The organism is Luteimonas salinilitoris, from assembly GCF_041300785.1.
GTDB classification, from domain to species: domain Bacteria; phylum Pseudomonadota; class Gammaproteobacteria; order Xanthomonadales; family Xanthomonadaceae; genus Luteimonas; species Luteimonas salinilitoris.
Genome location: NZ_JBFWIB010000001.1, coordinates 206,535 through 225,288 on the forward strand (window position 1 = coordinate 206,535; position 18,754 = coordinate 225,288).

General features: G+C 70.5%; 7 protein-coding genes and 1 pseudogene. 7 read left to right on the forward strand and 1 reads right to left on the reverse strand.

Annotation, left to right across the window (positions count from 1 at the left end):
* Nucleotides 1-231 precede the first annotated feature (231 nt).
* The 7 genes and pseudogenes from AB5T46_RS00835 to AB5T46_RS00865 all read left to right on the forward strand — a co-directional run.
* Nucleotides 232-366: pseudogene (locus tag AB5T46_RS00835) on the forward strand (ESPR domain-containing protein); the annotation flags it as partial.
* Entirely contained in the window at nt 367-10,152 is a 9,786-nt protein-coding gene (locus AB5T46_RS00840; RefSeq protein WP_370562419.1) for a hypothetical protein, read from the forward strand.
* 101 nt (nt 10,153-10,253) lie between these two features.
* On the forward strand, nt 10,254-12,143 hold the full coding sequence (locus AB5T46_RS00845; protein ID WP_370561904.1) for a S8 family peptidase: 1,890 nt from the start codon (nt 10,254-10,256) through the stop codon (nt 12,141-12,143).
* Nucleotides 12,144-12,458: 315 nt separating this feature from the next.
* Complete coding sequence (gene gspE, locus AB5T46_RS00850) at nt 12,459-14,192, forward strand: type II secretion system ATPase GspE (RefSeq protein ID WP_370561906.1); 1,734 nt, start codon at nt 12,459-12,461, stop codon at nt 14,190-14,192.
* 148 nt (nt 14,193-14,340) lie between these two features.
* Nucleotides 14,341-15,558 carry a type II secretion system protein XpsF gene (xpsF, locus tag AB5T46_RS00855; protein WP_370561908.1) on the forward strand — a complete coding sequence of 406 codons (1,218 nt, stop codon included), beginning with the start codon at nt 14,341-14,343 and terminating at the stop codon, nt 15,556-15,558.
* Nucleotides 15,559-15,877: 319 nt separating this feature from the next.
* The gene (gene gspG / locus AB5T46_RS00860) at nt 15,878-16,297 is read left to right on the forward strand and encodes a type II secretion system major pseudopilin GspG (protein ID WP_370562420.1); all 420 of its coding nucleotides are present in this window, start codon (nt 15,878-15,880) and stop codon (nt 16,295-16,297) included.
* A 150-nt stretch (nt 16,298-16,447) separates the two neighbouring features.
* Nucleotides 16,448-17,197 (forward strand): response regulator transcription factor, encoded by a 750-nt coding sequence (locus AB5T46_RS00865; RefSeq protein WP_370561910.1) that lies wholly within the window; start codon nt 16,448-16,450, stop codon nt 17,195-17,197.
* Here AB5T46_RS00865 and AB5T46_RS00870 read toward each other — a convergent pair.
* Complete coding sequence (locus tag AB5T46_RS00870) at nt 17,194-18,591, reverse strand: sensor histidine kinase (RefSeq protein WP_370561911.1); 1,398 nt, start codon at nt 18,589-18,591, stop codon at nt 17,194-17,196. The two genes, AB5T46_RS00865 and AB5T46_RS00870, sit on opposite strands and share 4 nt — an antisense overlap.
* Nucleotides 18,592-18,754: the final 163 nt, after the last annotated feature.

Genomic DNA, 18,754 nt, shown 5'->3' on the forward strand with positions numbered 1-18,754 from the left:
GCAGTGACGGCGCTGACGTAGCGCGCCACTGAAGGGAAGGTCGCCGGATCACATCGGATCGTGGGGGGCAGGTTGTTCGAGCTATTTCATCCGCACGAGCGCGGTGCCGCCGCGTCTCGTCCTATTCCGGAATCGAGTCCGAGTGAATCGAACTGAGGCCGCGCGTGCATTGCATGCGCGGCCTTTTTCATCTGCAGATCCAACCGATCAAAACCTAGAGGGGCAGTGTCGATGAATCGCATCTATCGAAAGGTTTGGAACAAATCGCTGGGCCAGCTGGTCGTGGCCTCTGAACTGGCATCGGGCGATAGCGCAGGGAAGCGATGCGAAGACGGTGCATCGGCTCCGCGCCGGACCTCCCTGGTCGTGGCGCTTAGCGCGCTGCTGTTCGGCATGGCGTCGCCGTTGGCGATCGCGCAGTCGGTGGAAATCGGCGGCAACCAGGACTGCGAGACCCTGCCCGGCGGCGTCCCGACGCCCGACAGCTGCGCCGTGTCCGGCGATGCCGACGCCTCCGGCAGCAACGCGGTCGCGATCGGCGCCGGATCGGCTGCCGGCGGCGGCAATGCGGTGGCGGTGGGTCAACTCGCCGAGGCGAACGGGGTCGACTCCACCGCGGCCGGATCCCGCGCCATCGCCTCGGGCGCGGGTTCGACCGCGACCGGCGCCGGCGCGCGGGCCACCGCGGTGAGCAGCACCGCGGTCGGCGGCAACAGCCGCGCGATGGCGACCAATTCCGCCGCCTTCGGTGCCGGCGCGCTCGCGCAGCGGACGGCGAGCACCGCACTCGGCTCGAACGCGCAGGCGCTCAACAACTGGAGCACGGCGGTCGGTTTCGCGGCGCAGGGCCGCGCCGATGGCGCGACCGCCGTGGGCCGCAATGCGATCGTGCAGGCCGGCGCCGGCAACGCCGTCGCGCTCGGCCACGGCGCGATCGCCGACCAGGCCGATACGGTCTCGATCGGCACCGGCGCCGCCGCCGGCCCGGCGGGTGCCCCGGCCACGCGCCGTCTTGTCAACCTGGCCGCGGGCGTCGACGACACCGATGCGGTCAACGTCGCCCAGCTCGACGAGGTGGCCGACGTCGCGGAGGAAACCAGCAACTACTTCCAGGCCACCGGCGCCGGCAGCGCGCTGGTCGACGGCGACGAATCGCTCGCCGCCGGTTCGGACGCGATGGCCGAAGGCGACTACGCCACCGCCGTCGGTTCCGCCGCGCAGGCGGTGGCGGAAGGCGCATCGGCCTTCGGCAGCGGCGCGTTCGTGCTGGGCGAGTTCGGCACTGCGGTGGGCTACGGTGCCACCGCTTCGAGCGCCGGCGCGGTCGCGCTGGGCGCCTTCAGCGACGCTTCCGGTGCAGCCGCCACCACGGTCGGCGCAGAGAGCGTCGCCTCGGGCGAAGCCGCGGCGGCCTTCGGGGCCCTGTCGGAAGCCAGCGGCGACTATTCGACCGCGGTCGGCGGTAACGCGTCGGCGACGGGCTTCAACAGCACCGCGCTGGGCAACTTCAGCGAGGCGTCGGGCTCGAACAGCCTGGCGGTGGGTTCGGACAGCGCGGCAGGCGGCGACGACAGCGTTGCGGTGGGCCAGGGCGCGCAGGCGAGCGGCTTCAACAGCGTGGCGGTGGGCGGTTCCGGCTTCCTCGGGCTGCTGCCGACCGAGGCGGTGGGTGATTACTCGACCGCAGTGGGCGGCGCGGCTTATGCCGCCGGCTACAACAGCACGGCGCTGGGCAACTTCGCCTCGGCGCTAGGCGACGATACGGTGGTGCTGGGTTCGGACGCGGAAGCGACGGCGGCCGGCAGCGTGGCGCTGGGCCAGGGCTCGGTGGCGGACCGCGCGGACACGGTGTCGGTGGGCGCAGCCGGCGAGGAGCGCCAGGTCGTCAACGTGGCGGCGGGCACCGAGGGTACGGACGCGGTGAACCTGGACCAGCTGGAAGACGCCACGGCGAGCAACAAGTACTTCCAGGCGACCGGTGACGGCGAGGCGTATGCGCTGGGCGCGGACGCGACGGCGTCCGGTTCGGACGCGTACGCCGAGGCGGACTACGCGACGGCGGTGGGCGCGGGCAGCAGCGTCTACGGCGTGGGCGGCTCGGCATTCGGCAGCGGTTCGGTGGCCGGCGGGCAGTACGCCACGGCCTCCGGTTTCAACGCGGTGGCCGAAGGCGATTCGAGCACCGCGGTCGGCGGCGCCCTGTATTACGAGGTGGATGGCGAAGTGGTGCTCGATGCCACCACCACGGCCTCCGACTTCGGCGCCAGCGCCTTCGGTGCCGGCGCACAGGCGACCGGTTTCCTGAGCACCGCGACCGGCGCGAACGCGGCGGCTTCGGGCCTGCAGTCGACCGCGCTCGGCTACAGCAGCGTCGCGTCCTCCGACTACTCGACGGCGGTCGGCAGCTTCAGCGAGGCGACCGCCGAGCGTTCGGCGGCGTTCGGCTACGGCTCCTCCGCCAGCGACTACGGCGCGACCGCGCTGGGCTTCTTCGCCGATGCCGGCGGCTACTACAGCACCGCCGTCGGCTACAACGCGCTGGCGACGGGCGAGGACGGCACGGCGGTCGGCCAGTCGGCGTGGGCGACCGGCGACCAGAGCACCGCGCTCGGCCAGTTCGCCTGGGCGACCCGCGATGGCGCGACCGCGATCGGCCAGGACAGCTTCGCCTATGCCGAGAACGCGACGGCGCTGGGCGCCAGCGCGTGGGCGAGCGCGGTCAACAGCGTGGCGATCGGCGCCGATTCGCGTGCCAACCGCGAGAACACGGTGTCGGTCGGCACCGAAGGCGGCGAGCGCCAGATCGTCAACGTCGCGGCCGGGACCGAGGACACCGATGCGGTGAACCTTGCCCAGCTCGAGGCGGTCACCTCCAGCACGCAGTACTTCCAGGCGACGGGCGAAGGCGAAGCCTATGCCGACGGCGCCGAGGCGACGGCTTCGGGTTCGAACGCGATCGCCGAGGGCGACTACTCGACCGCTAACGGCTCGGCCAGCTATGCCGCGGGCCTGGGCGCTTCGGCGTTCGGCAGCGGCGCGCAGGCATGGGGCCAGTACGCGACGGCGTCCGGCTACAACGCGGTGGCCAACGGTGATTCGAGCACCGCGGTCGGCGGCTGGCTGTACTACGAGGATCCGGACACCGGCGAGGTGTTGCTCGACCAGACCACTACGGCGCTGGAAGTGGGCGCCTCGGCGTTCGGCGCGGGCGCGCAGGCGAACGGCGCGTTCAGCACCGCGACGGGCGCGGCGGCCACGGCCGACGGGCTGCAGGCCACGGCCACCGGCTACAGCAGCTTGGCCACCGGCCTGGCCTCGACCGCCAACGGCGGTTTCGCCGACGCCAGCGGCGATTTCGCCACTGCGCTGGGTTATGGCGCCGAGGCGAGCAATACGCGCACGACCGCTGTCGGCATCTCCTCGGTGGCCAGCGGCACCAATGCCACGGCGCTGGGCAATACCTCGACCGCCAGCGGCAGCGCCAGCGTGGCGCTGGGCAGCAGCTCGCGGGCGACCAGCCTCAACAGCACGGCCGTGGGTGGTACGTCCTGGGCCACGGCCGACAACACGACGGCGGTGGGCCAGTTCGCCTGGGCGACATCGGTGGGTTCGACGGCGATCGGCCGCGACTCGTACGCCTATGGCGGCATCAACGCCACCGCGGTCGGTCTGAACGCCTGGGCGAACGGGGCCAACAGCGTGGCGCTGGGTGCCGGATCGCGCGCCAGCGCGGAGAACGTGGTGTCGGTGGGCAACGGCACCGGGGCGGGCGGCTATCCGGACACGCGGCGCATCGTCAACGTCAGCGACGGCATCGACGACAACGACGCGGTCAACATGGGGCAATTCAACGAAGTGGCCGAAGGCGCGGCGGAAACCGCGCGCTACTTCAAGGCCACCGGCGAAGGCGAGGCCTTTGCCGATGGCGAGGAGGCGACCGCGGCCGGTTCGAACGCGATCGCCGAGGGCGACTATTCGACTGCGACCGGTTCGAGCAGCTATGCGGGCGACCTCGGCGCCTCGGCGTTCGGCAGCGGCGCGTTTGCGCTTGCCGAAACCGCGACGGCCGTCGGTTTCAATTCGGTTGCCGATGGCGAGAGCGCGATTGCGCTCGGCGCGATGGCGCAGGCCAGCGGCGAATACGCCGTCGCGCTGGGTTCGGAAAGCCTGGCGACCGGCGAACTGGCCACGGCCACCGGTGCCGGTGCGGTCGCCAGCGGAGACGGCAGCCTGGCTTCCGGCGCACTCAGCGACGCTTCGGGTACCGAAGCCACGGCGGTCGGCTTCCATGCCGACGCCGCAGGCGAAGGCGCGACCGCGATCGGTGCCGAGAGCAGCGCCAGCGGCGAGACCGCGGCGGCGTTCGGTTTCCTGTCGGAAGCCAGTGGCGACTTTTCCACCGCGGTGGGCGGTTACGCCGCGGCAACGGGCTTCAACAGCACGGCCCTGGGCAACTTCAGTAGCGCATCGGGCTCCAACAGCCTGGCGGTGGGCTCGGACAGCGATGCATCCGGCAGCTACGGCACGGCCGTAGGGCAGGCGGCGATTGCCAGCGGCATCAATAGCGTGGCTTTAGGCGGCTCGTTCCTGGGGTTGTTGCCGACGGAAGCATCGGGCGACTTCTCCACGGCGATCGGCGGTGCGGCATACGCGGCCGGCTTCAACAGCACGGTGGTGGGCAACTTCGCCTCGGCGCTGGGTGACGATACGGTGGTGCTGGGATCCGACGCGGAAGCGACGGCGGTCGGCAGCGTGGCGCTGGGCCAGGGTTCGGTGGCCGACCGCGCGGACACGGTGTCGGTGGGTGCAGCCGGCGAGGAGCGCCAGATCGCCAACGTGGCGGCGGGCACCGAAGGCACCGACGCGGTGAACCTCGACCAGCTGGAAGACGCCACGGCGAGCAACAAGTACTTCCAGGCAACCGGTGACGGCGAGGCGTATGCGCTGGGCGCGGACGCGACGGCGTCCGGTTCGGACGCATACGCCGAGGCGGACTACGCGACGGCGGTGGGCGCGGGCAGCAGCGTCTACGGCGTAGGCGGCTCGGCATTCGGCAGCGGTTCGGTGGCCGGCGGGCAGTACGCCACGGCCTCCGGTTTCAATGCGGTGGCCGAAGGCGATTCCAGCACCGCGGTCGGCGGCTGGCTGTACTACGAGGATCCGGACACCGGCGAGGTGCTGCTGGACCAGACCACCACGGCCCTCGAAGTGGGTGCCTCGGCCTTCGGCGCCGGCGCGCAGGCCAACGGTGCGTTCAGCACCGCGACCGGCGCGGCGGCCACGGCCGACGGGCTGCAGTCGACGGCCACCGGCTACAGCAGCGGTGCCACCGGCGACTACAGCACGGCGAACGGCGGCTTCAGCTCCGCCGGCGGCTACGGCGCGACCGCGCTGGGCTACGGCGCGGACGCATCGATGGACTACGCCACGGCCGTAGGCGTGGCCGCGCTGGCCTCGGGCGTGAGCAGCGTGGCGCTGGGCGAGTTCAGCGAGGCCACGGGCGACGAGAGCGTGGCAGTGGGCGGCAGCACGTTCTTCGGCTTCATCCCGGCGCGCGCATCGGGCACGGGGGCATCGGCGTTCGGCGCCGGCGCCTGGGCGACGGCGGACTACGCGACGGCGATCGGCTGGAACAGCTGGGCCGACGAGGACGGCGCGACGGCGGTGGGCGAGAGCGCGTTCGCGCTGGCGGCCAACAGCGTGGCGCTGGGTGCGGGTTCGCGCGCCGAACGCGAGGACACGGTGTCGGTGGGCGATGTCGGCGCCGAGCGCCAGATCACCAATGTCGCCGAAGGCACCGAGGACACCGACGCGGTGAACCTGGCGCAGTTGGACGAGGCGACGCAGTACAACCAGTACTTCAAGGCGACCGGCGAGGGCGAGGCCTTCGTGGCCGGGGTCGATGCGACGGCGGCGGGTTCTGATGCCACGGCCGATGCCGACTACGCCACGGCGGTGGGTGCGTCGAGCGGCGCCTACGGCGTGGGCGCCTCGGCATTCGGCAGCGGCGCGCAAGCGTTCGGCCAGTACGCGACGGCGTCCGGCTACAACGCGGTGGCCACGGGTGACTCGAGCACCGCGGTCGGCGGCTGGCTGTACTACGAGGATCCGAACACCGGCGAGGTGCTGCTGGACCAGACCACCACGGCGCTCGAAGTGGGTGCCTCGGCCTTCGGTGCCGGCGCGCAGGCCAACGGTGCGTTCAGCACCGCGACCGGCGCGGCGGCTACGGCCGAGGGGCGGCAGTCGACGGCCACCGGCTACAGCAGCGGTGCCACCGGCGACTACAGCACGGCGAACGGCGGCTTCAGCTCCGCCGGCGGCTACAGCGCGACCGCGCTGGGCCACGGCGCGGACGCATCGATGGACTACGCCACGGCCGTGGGCGTGGCCGCGCTGGCCTCGGGCGTGAGCAGCGTGGCGCTGGGCGAGTCCAGCCGGGCCACCGGCGACGAGAGCGTGGCGGTGGGCGGCAGCACGTTCTTCGGCTTCACCCCGGCGCGCGCGTCGGGCACGGGCGCATCGGCGTTCGGCGCCGGCGCCTGGGCGACGGCGAACTACGCGACGGCGATCGGCTGGAACAGCTTCGCCAACAAGGTCGGCGCGACGGCGGTGGGCGGGAGCGCGTTCGCGGGCTACTACTCGACCGCGGTGGGCGGCGCCGCTTTGGCATCAGGTTTGAACAGCACGGTGATGGGCCACTTCGCCAGCGCCACGGGCGACAACACGCTCGCGCTGGGCTCCGACGCTACCGCCGCCGCCGAAGGCAGCGTGGCGCTGGGCCAGGGCTCGGTGGCGGACCGTGAGAACACGGTATCGGTGGGATCGGCGGGTGATGAGCGCCAGATCGCCAATGTGGCAGCGGGCACCGAGGGGACAGACGCGGTGAACCTCGACCAGTTGGAAGAGGCCACGGCGAGCAACAAGTACTTCCAGGCGACCGGCGATGGCGAGGCGTTCGTGGACGGCACCGATGCCACCGCGGCCGGTTCCAATGCATACGCGGAAGCCGACTACGCGACCGCGGTGGGCGCGAGCAGCAGCGCCTATGGCACCGGCGCCTCGGCGTTCGGCAGCGGTTCGGTGGCGGGCGGCCAGTACGCCACGGCCTCGGGCTACAACGCCTATGCGGCCTCGGATTCCAGCACGGCCGTGGGCGGCTGGCTGTACTACGAGGACCCGGAGACGGGCGAGGTGCTGCTGGATCAGACGACGACGGCGTCCGAAGTGGGCGCCTCGGCGCTGGGCGCGGGTGCGCAGGCGTCGGGTGCGTTCAGCACCGCGACGGGTGCGGCGTCGAACAGCGAAGGGCTGCAGTCGACGGCGACCGGCTACAGCAGCGCGGCCGGCGGCGATTACAGCACGGCCAACGGCAGCTTCAGCACGGCAGGCGGTTACGGAGCGACGGCGCTGGGCTATGGCGCGGACGCGTCGACGGATTACTCGACGGCGGTGGGCCTGGATGCGACCGCCAGCGGCTTGGGCAGCACTGCGGTCGGCGGTCTCGCAGACCTGGTGCCGGGGCTGGGCTTCCTGGTTCCCGCGGTAGCCGCTGGCGATGCCTCGTCCGCCATCGGTGCGGGCTCGGGTGCGTGGGGCGACTACAGTGCCGCCATCGGCGCCCTGGCCCAGGCCGACGGCGTGGAAGCCACGGCGCTGGGCTACTTCGCCTATGCGCAGGCCGACAACGCCAGTGCCTTGGGTGCGGAAGCGTGGGCCAGCGGTGCGAACAGTACGGCACTGGGCTACTACAGCACTTCGTTCGGCGCCGACAGCGTCGCGTTGGGCGCCAACTCCCTTGCGGACGCCGACAACAGCGTGGCGCTGGGCAATGGTTCGGTGGCCGACCGCGACAACACAGTGTCGGTGGGCACGGAAGGTGGCGAGCGCCAGATCACCAACGTCGCCGCGGGCACCGAAGACACCGATGCGGTGAACCTCGGGCAGCTCAACGATGCCGCCGACGGCGCCCTGGTGGCGGGTCGCTTCTTCAAGGCGACCGGTGACGTCGATGCTTACGCGGCCGGCGAGGAGGCCACCGCGGCCGGTTCCGGTGCGATGGCCGATGCCGACTACGCCACGGCGGTAGGTTCGTCGAGCAGTGCGTACGACACCGGCGCGTCGGCGTTCGGCAGCGGCGCCCTGGCGCAGGCGGTCAACGCCACGGCGGTCGGCTTCAACGCCAGCGCCTTCGGTCCGGACAGCTCGGCATTCGGTACGGGAGCCGATGCGAGCGGGATCGCCAGTACCGCGATCGGAGGAATGGGCGAGGCGTTCGATCAGTTCGGCTGGCCGATCGAGGACGAGGAGGGCAACGTGGTGATGGTCGGTGCGACCGCCGGCGATTACAGCACCGCGGTCGGTGCCGGCGCGCAGGCGACCGGCGGCAATTCGGCGTCGCTGGGCTACGGTGCCCGCGCCGAAGGCGAGTTCACGCTCGCCGCCGGCAACAAGGCGCACGCGCAGGGCAACTACAGCGTGTCCCTGGGCGACAACAGCCGCGCCAACGGCGAGCAGAGCACCGCCACTGGCGCTTACGCCTGGGCCACCGCGGACGGCGCAACCGCCTACGGCAGCTTCGCCTGGGCGACGGGCACCGACGCCACCGCTATTGGCATGGATTCCTATGCGAGCGGGGCGCGCTCGGTGTCGATCGGCTACGGCAGCTGGGCCCCGGCCACCAACTCGATCGGCATCGGCAAGGGCGCCTTCGGCTACTCCGACAACAGCGTCGCCGTCGGCACCCAGGCATTCGCCAACGACATCCACGCCATCGCCATCGGCACCAACTCGTTCGCCAACGCGGAAAGCGCGATCGCAATCGGTGCCGGTGCCGAGGTGGAGGAAGGTGCGTTGAACGCGGTCGCCCTCGGCTCCGGCTCGTTGGCGGATCGTGAGAACTCGCTGTCGGTCGGCAGCGCCGGCGCCGAGCGCCAGATCACCAACGTGGCGGCGGGCACCGAGAACACCGATGCGGTGAACCTGGCGCAGCTCAACGATGTCGCCGGCAGCGTCGGCGAGCTCGCCGACAACGCGCTGTTGTACGACGACGACAGCAAGGGTGCGGTCACCCTGGCCGGGGAGGGCGGCACCCTGGTCGGCAACCTGGCCGCGGGCGCGGTGAGCGCCGGCAGCACCGATGCGATCCACGGCGGGCAGATGTATGCCGCGCTGCAGAGCGCGGCGGATGCGCTCGGCGGTGGTGCGACGGTCACCGCATTCGGCGCGCTGACTACGCCGAGCTACTCGATCCAGGGTGCGAACTACTACAGCGTGGGCGATGCGATCGGCGCGCTCGATGCACAGATCGGCATGCTCGACCAGCGCATGACGGCCACGCAGGGGCCCGGCAACGCGATCGCCGGCGACGCAGCGGGAGCAACGACCATGATGGCGGCCGATCAAGACAACAGCGGCGTCGCGGTCGGTCCGGATGCAGCGGCCAACAGCGAGAGTGGCGTGGCGATGGGCGGCGACGCCTATGCCCATGGTCCCAACGACACCGCGATCGGCGGAAACGCGCGCGTCAATGCCGACGGCAGTGCGGCGGTCGGCGCCAACACGCTCGTGACTGCCGCCGCCACCGATGCGGTGGCGATGGGCGAAAGCGCGAGCGTCAGCGCGGCATCGGGCACCGCGGTCGGCCAGGGCGCTTCGGTCACCGCCGAGGGTGCGGTGGCGCTGGGCCAGGGCTCGGTGGCCGATCGCGCGGGTACGGTGTCGGTCGGCAGCGCCGGAAACGAGCGTCAGGTCACCAATGTCGCCGCGGGCACTGCCGATACCGACGCCGCCAACGTGGCGCAGGTGAGGTCCGGTGTTGCGGAATCCAAGGCCTACACCGATACGCAGGCGGCGATCTGGAGCGACAACTTCGAAGCCTTCCAGGGCGACGTCGAGCGCCGTTTCCACGACCAGGATCGTCGTATCGATCGCCAGGGCGCGATGGGTGCGGCGATGTTGAACATGGCGACCAGCGCGGCCGGCATCCGCACCCAGAACCGGGTCGGCGTCGGCGTCGGGTTCCAGGGCGGTGAAAGCGCGATGTCGGTCGGTTACCAGCGTGCGATGAGCGAACGCGCGACGCTGACCATCGGTGGCGCGTTCAGTGGCGACGAGAAATCGATCGGCGTGGGTGCCGGTTTCGGTTGGTAAGGATGGTGGGTGGATCGGCCCCGTCACCGAAGGGGCTCAGGAAGAACGTTCCCCATTTCGTGTCAGCAAAGACAATTCACAAATCGTGAGGAGAAGTTTAGATGTCGATGAAGCGTAAGAGCCTGTTGTGCGCCGCGATTGCCGCGGCGATCGGAATGCCGGCGGCATTCGCCGCCGGTCCACAGGCGGTGATCGGCGATTCGAAGATCGCCCAGCCGCCCGCTGCCGCGCAGGCGGGCGCCCGCGTGATCGTGAAGTATCGCGACGGCAGCCTGGAAAGCACCAGCAACATGGCCAAGTCACGTGTCGTCGAGTCCGCCGCGGCGCGCTCGGGCGCGCGCATGCAGGTCGGCGGCGGCGCGGTGTCCGCCCGCCACCTGCGCCGGCTCGGCATCGGCGCGGACCTGCTGCGCCTGTCGCAGAAGCTCGATCGCGATGGACTCGAGACGCTGGTGCGCGAGATCGCGGCCGATCCGGCGGTCGAGTACGCCGTGATCGACGAGCGCGACTATGCCCTCGGCCCGGCGCGCCGGGCCACCGAGGCGCAGCCGCAGTTCACCCCGGACGATCCGTTCTTCGCCCAGTACCAGTGGAACTTGCGCACCGACAATCCGGGCGGCATTCATGCCGAGAGCGCCTGGGACGTGAGCACCGGCGACGGCGTGGTGGTGGCGGTGCTCGACACCGGCATCCTGCCCGAGCATCCCGACATGTCCGGCGGCCAGCTGCTGGCAGGCTACGACTTCATCACCGACGCCTTCGTCTCGCGCCGCGACACCGACGAGCGCGTCCCCGGCGCGCTCGACTATGGCGACTGGAACCCGGTTGCGAGCGAGTGCTATGCCGGCTCGCCGGTGCAGGACAGCTCCTGGCACGGCACCCACGTCGCCGGCACCGTGGCCGAGAGCACCAACAACGCGCTCGGTGCGGCCGGTATCGCCCATGGCGCCCAGGTGCTGCCGGTGCGCGTGCTCGGCCGTTGCGGCGGCTACCTGTCCGACATCGCCGATGCGATCGTGTGGGCCTCGGGCGGCACGGTTGACGGCATCCCGGCCAACGAGCACCCGGCCGAGATCATCAACATGAGCCTGGGCGGCGGTGCGCCTTGCGACGCGGTCTACCAGAGCGCGATCGACACCGCGGTGGCCAACGGCAGCACCGTGGTGGTCGCGGCCGGCAACAGCAACGCCAACGTCGCCAACTTCCGTCCGGCCAGCTGCGACAACGTGGTCGTCGTCGGCGCCACCCGGATCACCGGCGGCAAGGCGTCGTACTCCAACTACGGCGAGCTGGTCGACCTGTCGGCGCCGGGCGGCGGCGGCGGCGCGGACACGGGCAACGGCGGCTGGGACGGCTATATCCTGCAGGCCGGTTCCGATGCGGCGACCACGCCGGATTCGGGCGATTACCTGTACACCGGCTATGCCGGCACCTCGATGGCCTCGCCGCACGTGGCGGCGGTGGCGGCGCTGGTGCAGAGCGCGCTGGTGGCGGCGGAACGCGATCCGCTGAGCCCGGCGGAGATGGAAGCGCTGCTGAAGGACTCGGCGCGCGCGTTCCCGGTGTCGATCCCGTCGACCACGCCGCTGGGCACCGGCATCGTCGATCCGGTGGCCGCGCTGGACGCGGCGCTCGAGGAGCCGTGCGATCCCGAGGTCGAGGAGTGCGGACCGGAGGCCATCGAGCTGCTGAACAAGGTGCCGGTGCGCGGCCTGAGCGGGGCGGCGGGCAGCGAGGCGCTGTACGCGATCGAGGTGCCGGCCGGCGTGAACGGACCGTTGAGCATCACCAGCAGCGGCGGCAGCGGCGACGTGTCGCTGCACGTGAGCCTGGATGCCGAGCCGGAGGCCGGCGCCGGCGACTGGAACTCGACCCGGCCGGGCAACAGCGAGGTGATCCGCATCAACCGGCCCGCCGCCGGCGTGTACTACGTCAAGCTGGTGAGCGTGCGTGCGTTCAGCAACGTCACCCTGCAGGCGCGGCATAACTGATCTTCGCCGTCCTTCGCGTGATCCAGGAACCCCGGCTTCGGCCGGGGTTTCTTTATTGGAGAGTCCCGGAGAAAACCGTGCGAGCCCGGTCGGGCCCGCCGTCGTGCACCAAGGAAGAGATGCCGCGCCGACGGCGGAAAGGTGAACGAAGCCGGCAGCGGTTCGACGGCCGTGCCCGACGTGCGGCAGTGCCCACGACCACCCCGTTGCGCGAACTCCTTTCGGGGCAATGGCACCCACTGCGGGGCCTCAATCGAACTGCTACAGTCGGCGCCTGACCGCAGAACGAGACACAGGCCGCACCACGTGAACGCGATGCTCGAAGTCCCCGGCGAGTCCGCGCCCGACGGCGTAGTGCCGGAGGAGCGCCTGATCGCCAGGCTGCTGGACAAGGGCCGGCTGAAGGAGGCCGACCTCGCTCGCGCGCGTCGCCTGCACGCCGAGGCCGGTGGCAGCCTGCTCGCCCTGCTCGGCCGCCTCGGGCTGGTGTCCGAGCGCGACCATGCCGAGACCTGCGCCGAGGTGCTCGGCCTGCCGCTGCTGTCGGCCAAGGAACTTCCCGAGAATCCGCCGGAGCTCGTCGAGGATGCGCAGCCGCTGTCGGCGCGCTTTCTCCGGCAGTTCCATCTCTGCCCGCTGGGCGAGCGCGGCGGGCGCCTCGCGGTATGGATGGCCGATCCGCACGACGCCTACGCCGTCGACGCGGTGCGCCTGGCGACCGGTCGCGAGGTGCAGCCGCTGGTTGGCGTGCGCTCCGAGATCGACGACCTGGTGGAGCGCTGGTACGGCCAGGGCCGCAGCGCGATGGGCGCGATCGTCGAGACCGCGGACGGCGAGGGCGGCGGCGACGTCGACGACGTCGAGCACCTGCGCGACCTCGCCTCGGAGGCGCCGGTCATCCGCCTGGTCAACCTGGTGATCCAGCGCGCGGTGGAGCTGCGCGCCTCCGACATCCACATCGAGCCGTTCGAGAACCGGCTGAAGGTGCGCTACCGCATCGACGGCGTGCTGGAGGAAGGCGAGAGCCCGCCGTCCAACCTCACCGCGGCGGTGATCAGCCGCGTCAAGATCATGGCCAAGCTCAACATCGCCGAGCGCCGGCTGCCGCAGGACGGCCGCATCATGCTGCGGGTGCAGGGCAAGGAGCTCGACCTGCGCGTATCGACGATGCCGACCGCGCATGGCGAGTCGGTGGTGATGCGCCTGCTCGATCGCGAGACGGTGGTGTTCGATTTCCACCGCCTCGGCTTCACCGACGAGTTCCTGCCGCAGTTCCAGCGCGTGCTCGAGCAGCCGCACGGCATCCTGCTGGTCACCGGCCCCACCGGCTCGGGCAAGACCACCACGCTGTACACCGCGCTGTCGAAGCTCAACACCGCCGACGTCAAGATCATCACCGTCGAGGACCCGGTCGAATACCAGATCGAGGGTATCAACCAGATCCAGGCCAAGCCGCAGATCGGGCTCGATTTCGCCCACGCGCTGCGCAGCATCGTGCGCCAGGACCCGGACATCATCATGATCGGCGAGATGCGCGACCTGGAGACCGCCCGGATCGCGATCCAGTCCGCGCTCACCGGTCACCTGGTGCTGAGCACGCTGCATACCAACAATGCCGCCGGTGGCATCACCCGCATGCTCGACATGGGCGTCGAGGACTACCTGCTCACCTCGACCATCAACGGCATCCTCGCGCAGCGCCTGGTGCGCCGGCTGGAGCCGACGCACGCCGAGCGCCATCCGGCATCGCCCGAGGAGATCGAGAAATTCGGCCTGCGCCGCTACCAGCCGCACGGCGAAATCTTCCTGTACCACCCGCGCGGCTCGGAACTCGCGCCCACCGGTTATCTCGGCCGGACCACGATCATGGAGTTCCTGGTCATGAACGACGAGCTGCGCCGCGCGGTGATGCGCCATGCCGGGATGGGCGAACTGGAGCGTCTCGCCCGCGACGCCGGCATGCGCACCATGTACGAGGACGGCATCGTCAAGGCGCTCGCCGGCGTCACCACGATCGAGGAAGTGCTGCGGGTGACGGAGGACGCATGAGGCCGGGATTGGGGATTGGGGATTCGGGATTGGGAGAGCGGCCGAACCGCTGCAACCAGCCTCGCCTCGACCGCCTTCGGGTCGCGTTGGCCGCGCCCGTCCCGGGCTGTTCCGAATCCCGAATCCCGAATCCCGAATCCCGGCCTTAATGCCCCTGTACCGCTACAAAGCCCTCAACACGCGCGGCGAGACGCTCGACGGCCAGATGGAGGCCGCCAGCGACGGCGAGGTGGTGCAGCGGCTGCAGGAACAAGGGCACCTGCCGGTGGAAGCGCGGCTGGCGAGCGAGGTTGGCGGCGAGCCGGCCTGGAAGTCGCTGTTCAAGCCCAAACCCTTCTCCGGCCAGCGCCTGGTGCAGTTCACCCAGCAGCTGGCGACCCTGCTCGCCGCCGGGCAGCCGCTGGACCGGGGCCTGACCATCCTGCTGGACCTGCCGGAGGACGCCGCCGCCAAGCGCACCGTCACCGACATCCGCGACGCGGTGCGCGGCGGCAGTCCGTTGTCGGTGGCGCTGGAACGCCAGCACGGCACCTTCTCGCGGCTGTACGTGAACATGGTGCGCGCCGGAGAGGCCGGCGGCAGCCTGCACGAGACGCTGCAGCGACTGGCGGACTATCTCGAGCGCAGCCGTGCATTGCGCGGGCGCGTGATCAACGCGCTGATCTATCCGATCATCCTGCTGGCGATGGTCGGGCTGTCGCTGCTGTTCCTGCTCGGCTACGTGGTGCCGCAGTTCGGCGCGATGTACGACAGCCTCGATGCCGAACTGCCGCTGTTCTCGCAGGTCGTGCTCGGCATCGGCCTGTTCGTGCGCGACTGGTGGATCCTGCTGCTGGTGGTTCCGGCGCTGGCGCTATGGTGGTTCGACCGCAAGCTGCGCAATCCGGCGTTCCGCGCCCGCTTCGACCAGTGGCTGCTCGGCACCCGCTTCTTCGGTTCGCTGGTCGCGCGGCTGGAGACGGCGCGCCTGGCGCGCACGCTCGGCACCCTGCTGCGCAACGGCGTGCCCTTGCTGGCGGCGCTCGGCATCGGCCGCAACGTGCTGGGGAACCGTGCGCTCGCGGCCGATGTCGAAACCGCAGCGGAAGAGGTCAAGGGCGGTATCGGCCTGTCGGCCGCGCTGGCGCGCGGCAAGCGCTTCCCGCGGCTGGCGCTGCAGATGATCCAGGTGGGCGAGGAGTCAGGTGCGCTCGATACGATGCTGCTCAAGACCGCCGATACCTTCGAACAGGAAACCGCGCAGGCGCTGGACCGCATGCTGGCTGCACTGGTCCCGGTGGTCACGCTGCTGCTGGCGGGCATCGTCATGGTGGTGATCCTGGCCGTGCTGATCCCGATCTACGATCTCACCAACGTCATAGGCTGATGGCATGAATTCATATCGTTTTTGTCGACGTTTCCCCGGACGTTTCCCTGCCTCCAAGGTGTGGGGCGCGCAGTTGGAAGGAAGTCCTGGCGGGCGGGGGGCGCCGGCCGATGACTGTCGGCGATTCATTGGCGGCAGCCGTGGCGACGGCCTTACTGGTGCCAGGTCGGTCGGTGGACGGGAGCCAAAAAGCGGTGCAAATGGGCGAGTCATTGGCGTTAGCCGTGGCGACGGCCTCATTGGTGCGGGATCGGTGGGTGGACGGGAGCCGAAGAATGGCGTGGATGGGCGATTCATTAGCGTCAGCCGTGGCGACGGCATCATTCGTGCCCGGTCGGTTGGTGCACGGCAGCGCGGCTTCAGCCTGATCGAGATCATCCTGGTGGTGGTGCTGATCGGCGGCATCGTCGCCTTCGCCGCGACCCGCATCCTGGGCGGCGGCGACCGCGCCCGGGTCAACCTGGCCAAGGCCCAGGTGCAGACCCTGGCGGAGAAGGTGCAAGGCTACGAGATGGACACCGGCACCCTGCCCAACAGCCTCAGCGAGCTGGTGGTGCAGCCCGGCGGCGTCGGCGGCTGGCTCGGCCCGTATGCCAAGGAGGCCGAGCTCAACGATCCCTGGGGCACCCCGTTCGAATACCGGGTCCCGGGCGAAAGCGGGCCGTTCGGTATCGTCAGCTACGGCGCCGACCGCAGCCCCGGCGGCGACAGCGTCAACGCCGACATTCGATACGAGTAGGCGCTGCGACGCCGGAAGAGCTCGGTCGGAGCCCGGTCGCCATCCGGTTCCGGTTCCGGTGCCGGGGAAAGGGCGGTTCAAAGGCGTCCCGGCGGTGCGAGGCCGGGGCCTGTCCGGCGCCCGAAGATGCGGCGGCGGTAAGATGCCCGCATGACCGAAGAGGGCCGAAGGGGTGATCGGGCGCGCCGGCAGGCCGATCCCGGAAACGCGCTGCGGATCGTCCTGCTCGAGGACGACGCGCTGCTGCGCGACCGAATCCTGATTCCCGGGTTGGCCGGCTACGGTTTCACCGTGCGAGGCCTGGAGCGGGCCGCGGAGCTGGAGGCCTGCCTGCACGCGGGCGGCGCGGATATCGTCGTGCTCGACGTCGGCCTGCCGGACGATGACGGCTACAGCGTCGCCCGGCGATTGCGCGAACGTGATCCGGACATCGGCATCGTCATGCTGACCGGGCGCCGGGAAACCCCGGATCGCGTGCGCGGGCTCAGCGAGGGTGCCGACGCCTACCTGTCCAAGCCGGTCGAGCTGGAGTTGCTGGTGGCGACGCTCTACAGCCTGGCGCGACGGCTCGGGCCGCAAGGCGGCGTCGAGCCTTCCGGACACGGGCGCTGGCGCCTGGACACCGGCGGTTGGTGCCTGCTGTCGCCCGCCGGGCGCAGTGTCCCCTTGACCCGGACCGAACGCCGGGTGATGGCGCGATTGACGGAGGCTCCGGGGCGGCTGGTCACGCGCAACACGCTGATCGCCGAACTCACCAGCAACGTGTACGACTTCGATACCCATCGGCTCGACTCGTTGATCTACCGGTTGCGGCGCAAGGTGGTCGATGCCTGTGGCGAACCCTTGCCCTTGAACGCCGTGCACGGCGAAGGTTACGTGCTCGCCGCCAACGGCCCCTAGCGTGCCAGCGGCCCGAGGACGGCCGCCTCGGGTATCACGCCGGCGTCGGAAGTCTCGGTGCGTGCCTGCGGTAGGGCGATGGTGAACGTCGTGCCTGTGCCCGGCGCGCTGTCCACCGAGATGGACCCGCCGGCGGCCTGGACCAGGTCGCGGATCACCGCCAGCCCCAAGCCGGTGCCCTCGGCGGCGGACTTGGTGCTGAAGAATGGTTCGAAGATGCGCGCCATGACCGCCGCCTGCATGCCCTCTCCGTTGTCGGTCAGGGCGATCGTGATCCGGTTGCCGGCGGTGCGCGCGATCCGGATCCGGAACCGCCCCTGCGCCGGCATCGCATCGCGCGCATTGGCGGCGATGTTGAGGATCATCAGATCGAACTCGCTGCGGTCCATGCGGACCGGCGCCGGGTCCGCGTCGCCCTCCAGCGCGAGCCGGACGTCTGGCGGGAACAGCTGCCGCAGCATCGGCTGCAGTTCCCGCAGCGCGTGGCCGGCGTCGAACACCTCCGGGCGTGGTGCGTCCTTGCGGCTGAAGCTGAGCAGCTTGCGGGTGATCGCGGTGCCGCGTCGCGCCGCGATCTCCACGCCTTCCAGCGAATCGGCTAACGCCGCGTTCTGCCCGGCCAGGCCGGCGTCCTCCGGCAGGCGATGGCGCTGGGCCGAGAAGCCGAGGATGACGTCGAGGATGTGGTTGAAATCGTGGGCCACGCCGCTGGCAAGCCGCCCGCTGGCCTCCATCTTCTGGGCGTGGACGAGTTGCGCCTGCGCGCGCTCGCGTTCGGCCATCTCCAGCTGCAGCTCGTGCCGGCGCGCGTTGGATTCGGCCAGGCTCTCGCGCAGCGCGGTCAGGGTGCGGTCCAGCAGGATGGTGATGAGCAGGTAGCTCAGGACCAGCGATGGCGCGTTGCGCAGCGAATTGCGGATCCATTGCGCCGTCTGCGCGGTGTTGGTGGCATCGGCGACGAAACCGATCGTGAACACGACCAGCAGCAGGCCGAACACGGTCCACAACGCGCGTCTTCCCAGTACCAGCCCGCTGATCACCAGGGTCAGGATTACCGACACCTGGTCGATCAGCTGCGCATGCGCACCCAGCTTGTGGTACGCCAGCGCCAGCGACGCCAAAAGGGCGCCGACGAACAACTTGATCGCGAGCCGGAAGTTGCCGCGCCGGATCAGGACCACGCTGAACAGTGCCAGCGCCGCCGTGGTCAGGTCGAGCACCAGCACGATGGTCCAGCCTTCCGGGATCGGCCGCGAGGCCAGATGCCAGGCCCAGTTCGCCGGCAATGCGACGCCGTAGAGCAGCAGCAGCAACTGCATGACCGGGGCGTTGCGCCGGTCGACGGCATCGCTGATAGGCGCGCGCCGCAGCCAGCTTGAAATACGGTTCCACATGGCGTGTCCGACTGCGGCGCCGCCGCGGAGCGGATCGCGCCACTCCGTCGGCGACGGTGAGAATTCGGTGATTATTCGGCGAGAACCCGTGCGTGACAAGGCGCACATAACCGCCTTAGGTTCGGCCGGTCCCCGCGGCTCGCGGGGCCGGAGTGGGAAGTGC

Excerpts from the sequence above, each read along its gene's own strand:
- xpsF (WP_370561908.1), top strand. The coding sequence starts at position 14,341 with ATGCCCCTGTACCGCTACAAAGCCCTCAACACGCGCGGCGAGACGCTC.
- AB5T46_RS00865 (WP_370561910.1), top strand. The coding sequence starts at position 16,448 with ATGACCGAAGAGGGCCGAAGGGGTGATCGGGCGCGCCGGCAGGCCGAT.
- AB5T46_RS00845 (WP_370561904.1), top strand. The coding sequence starts at position 10,254 with ATGTCGATGAAGCGTAAGAGCCTGTTGTGCGCCGCGATTGCCGCGGCG.
- AB5T46_RS00870 (WP_370561911.1), bottom strand. The coding sequence starts at position 18,591 with ATGTGGAACCGTATTTCAAGCTGGCTGCGGCGCGCGCCTATCAGCGAT.
- gspE (WP_370561906.1), top strand. The coding sequence starts at position 12,459 with ATGCTCGAAGTCCCCGGCGAGTCCGCGCCCGACGGCGTAGTGCCGGAG.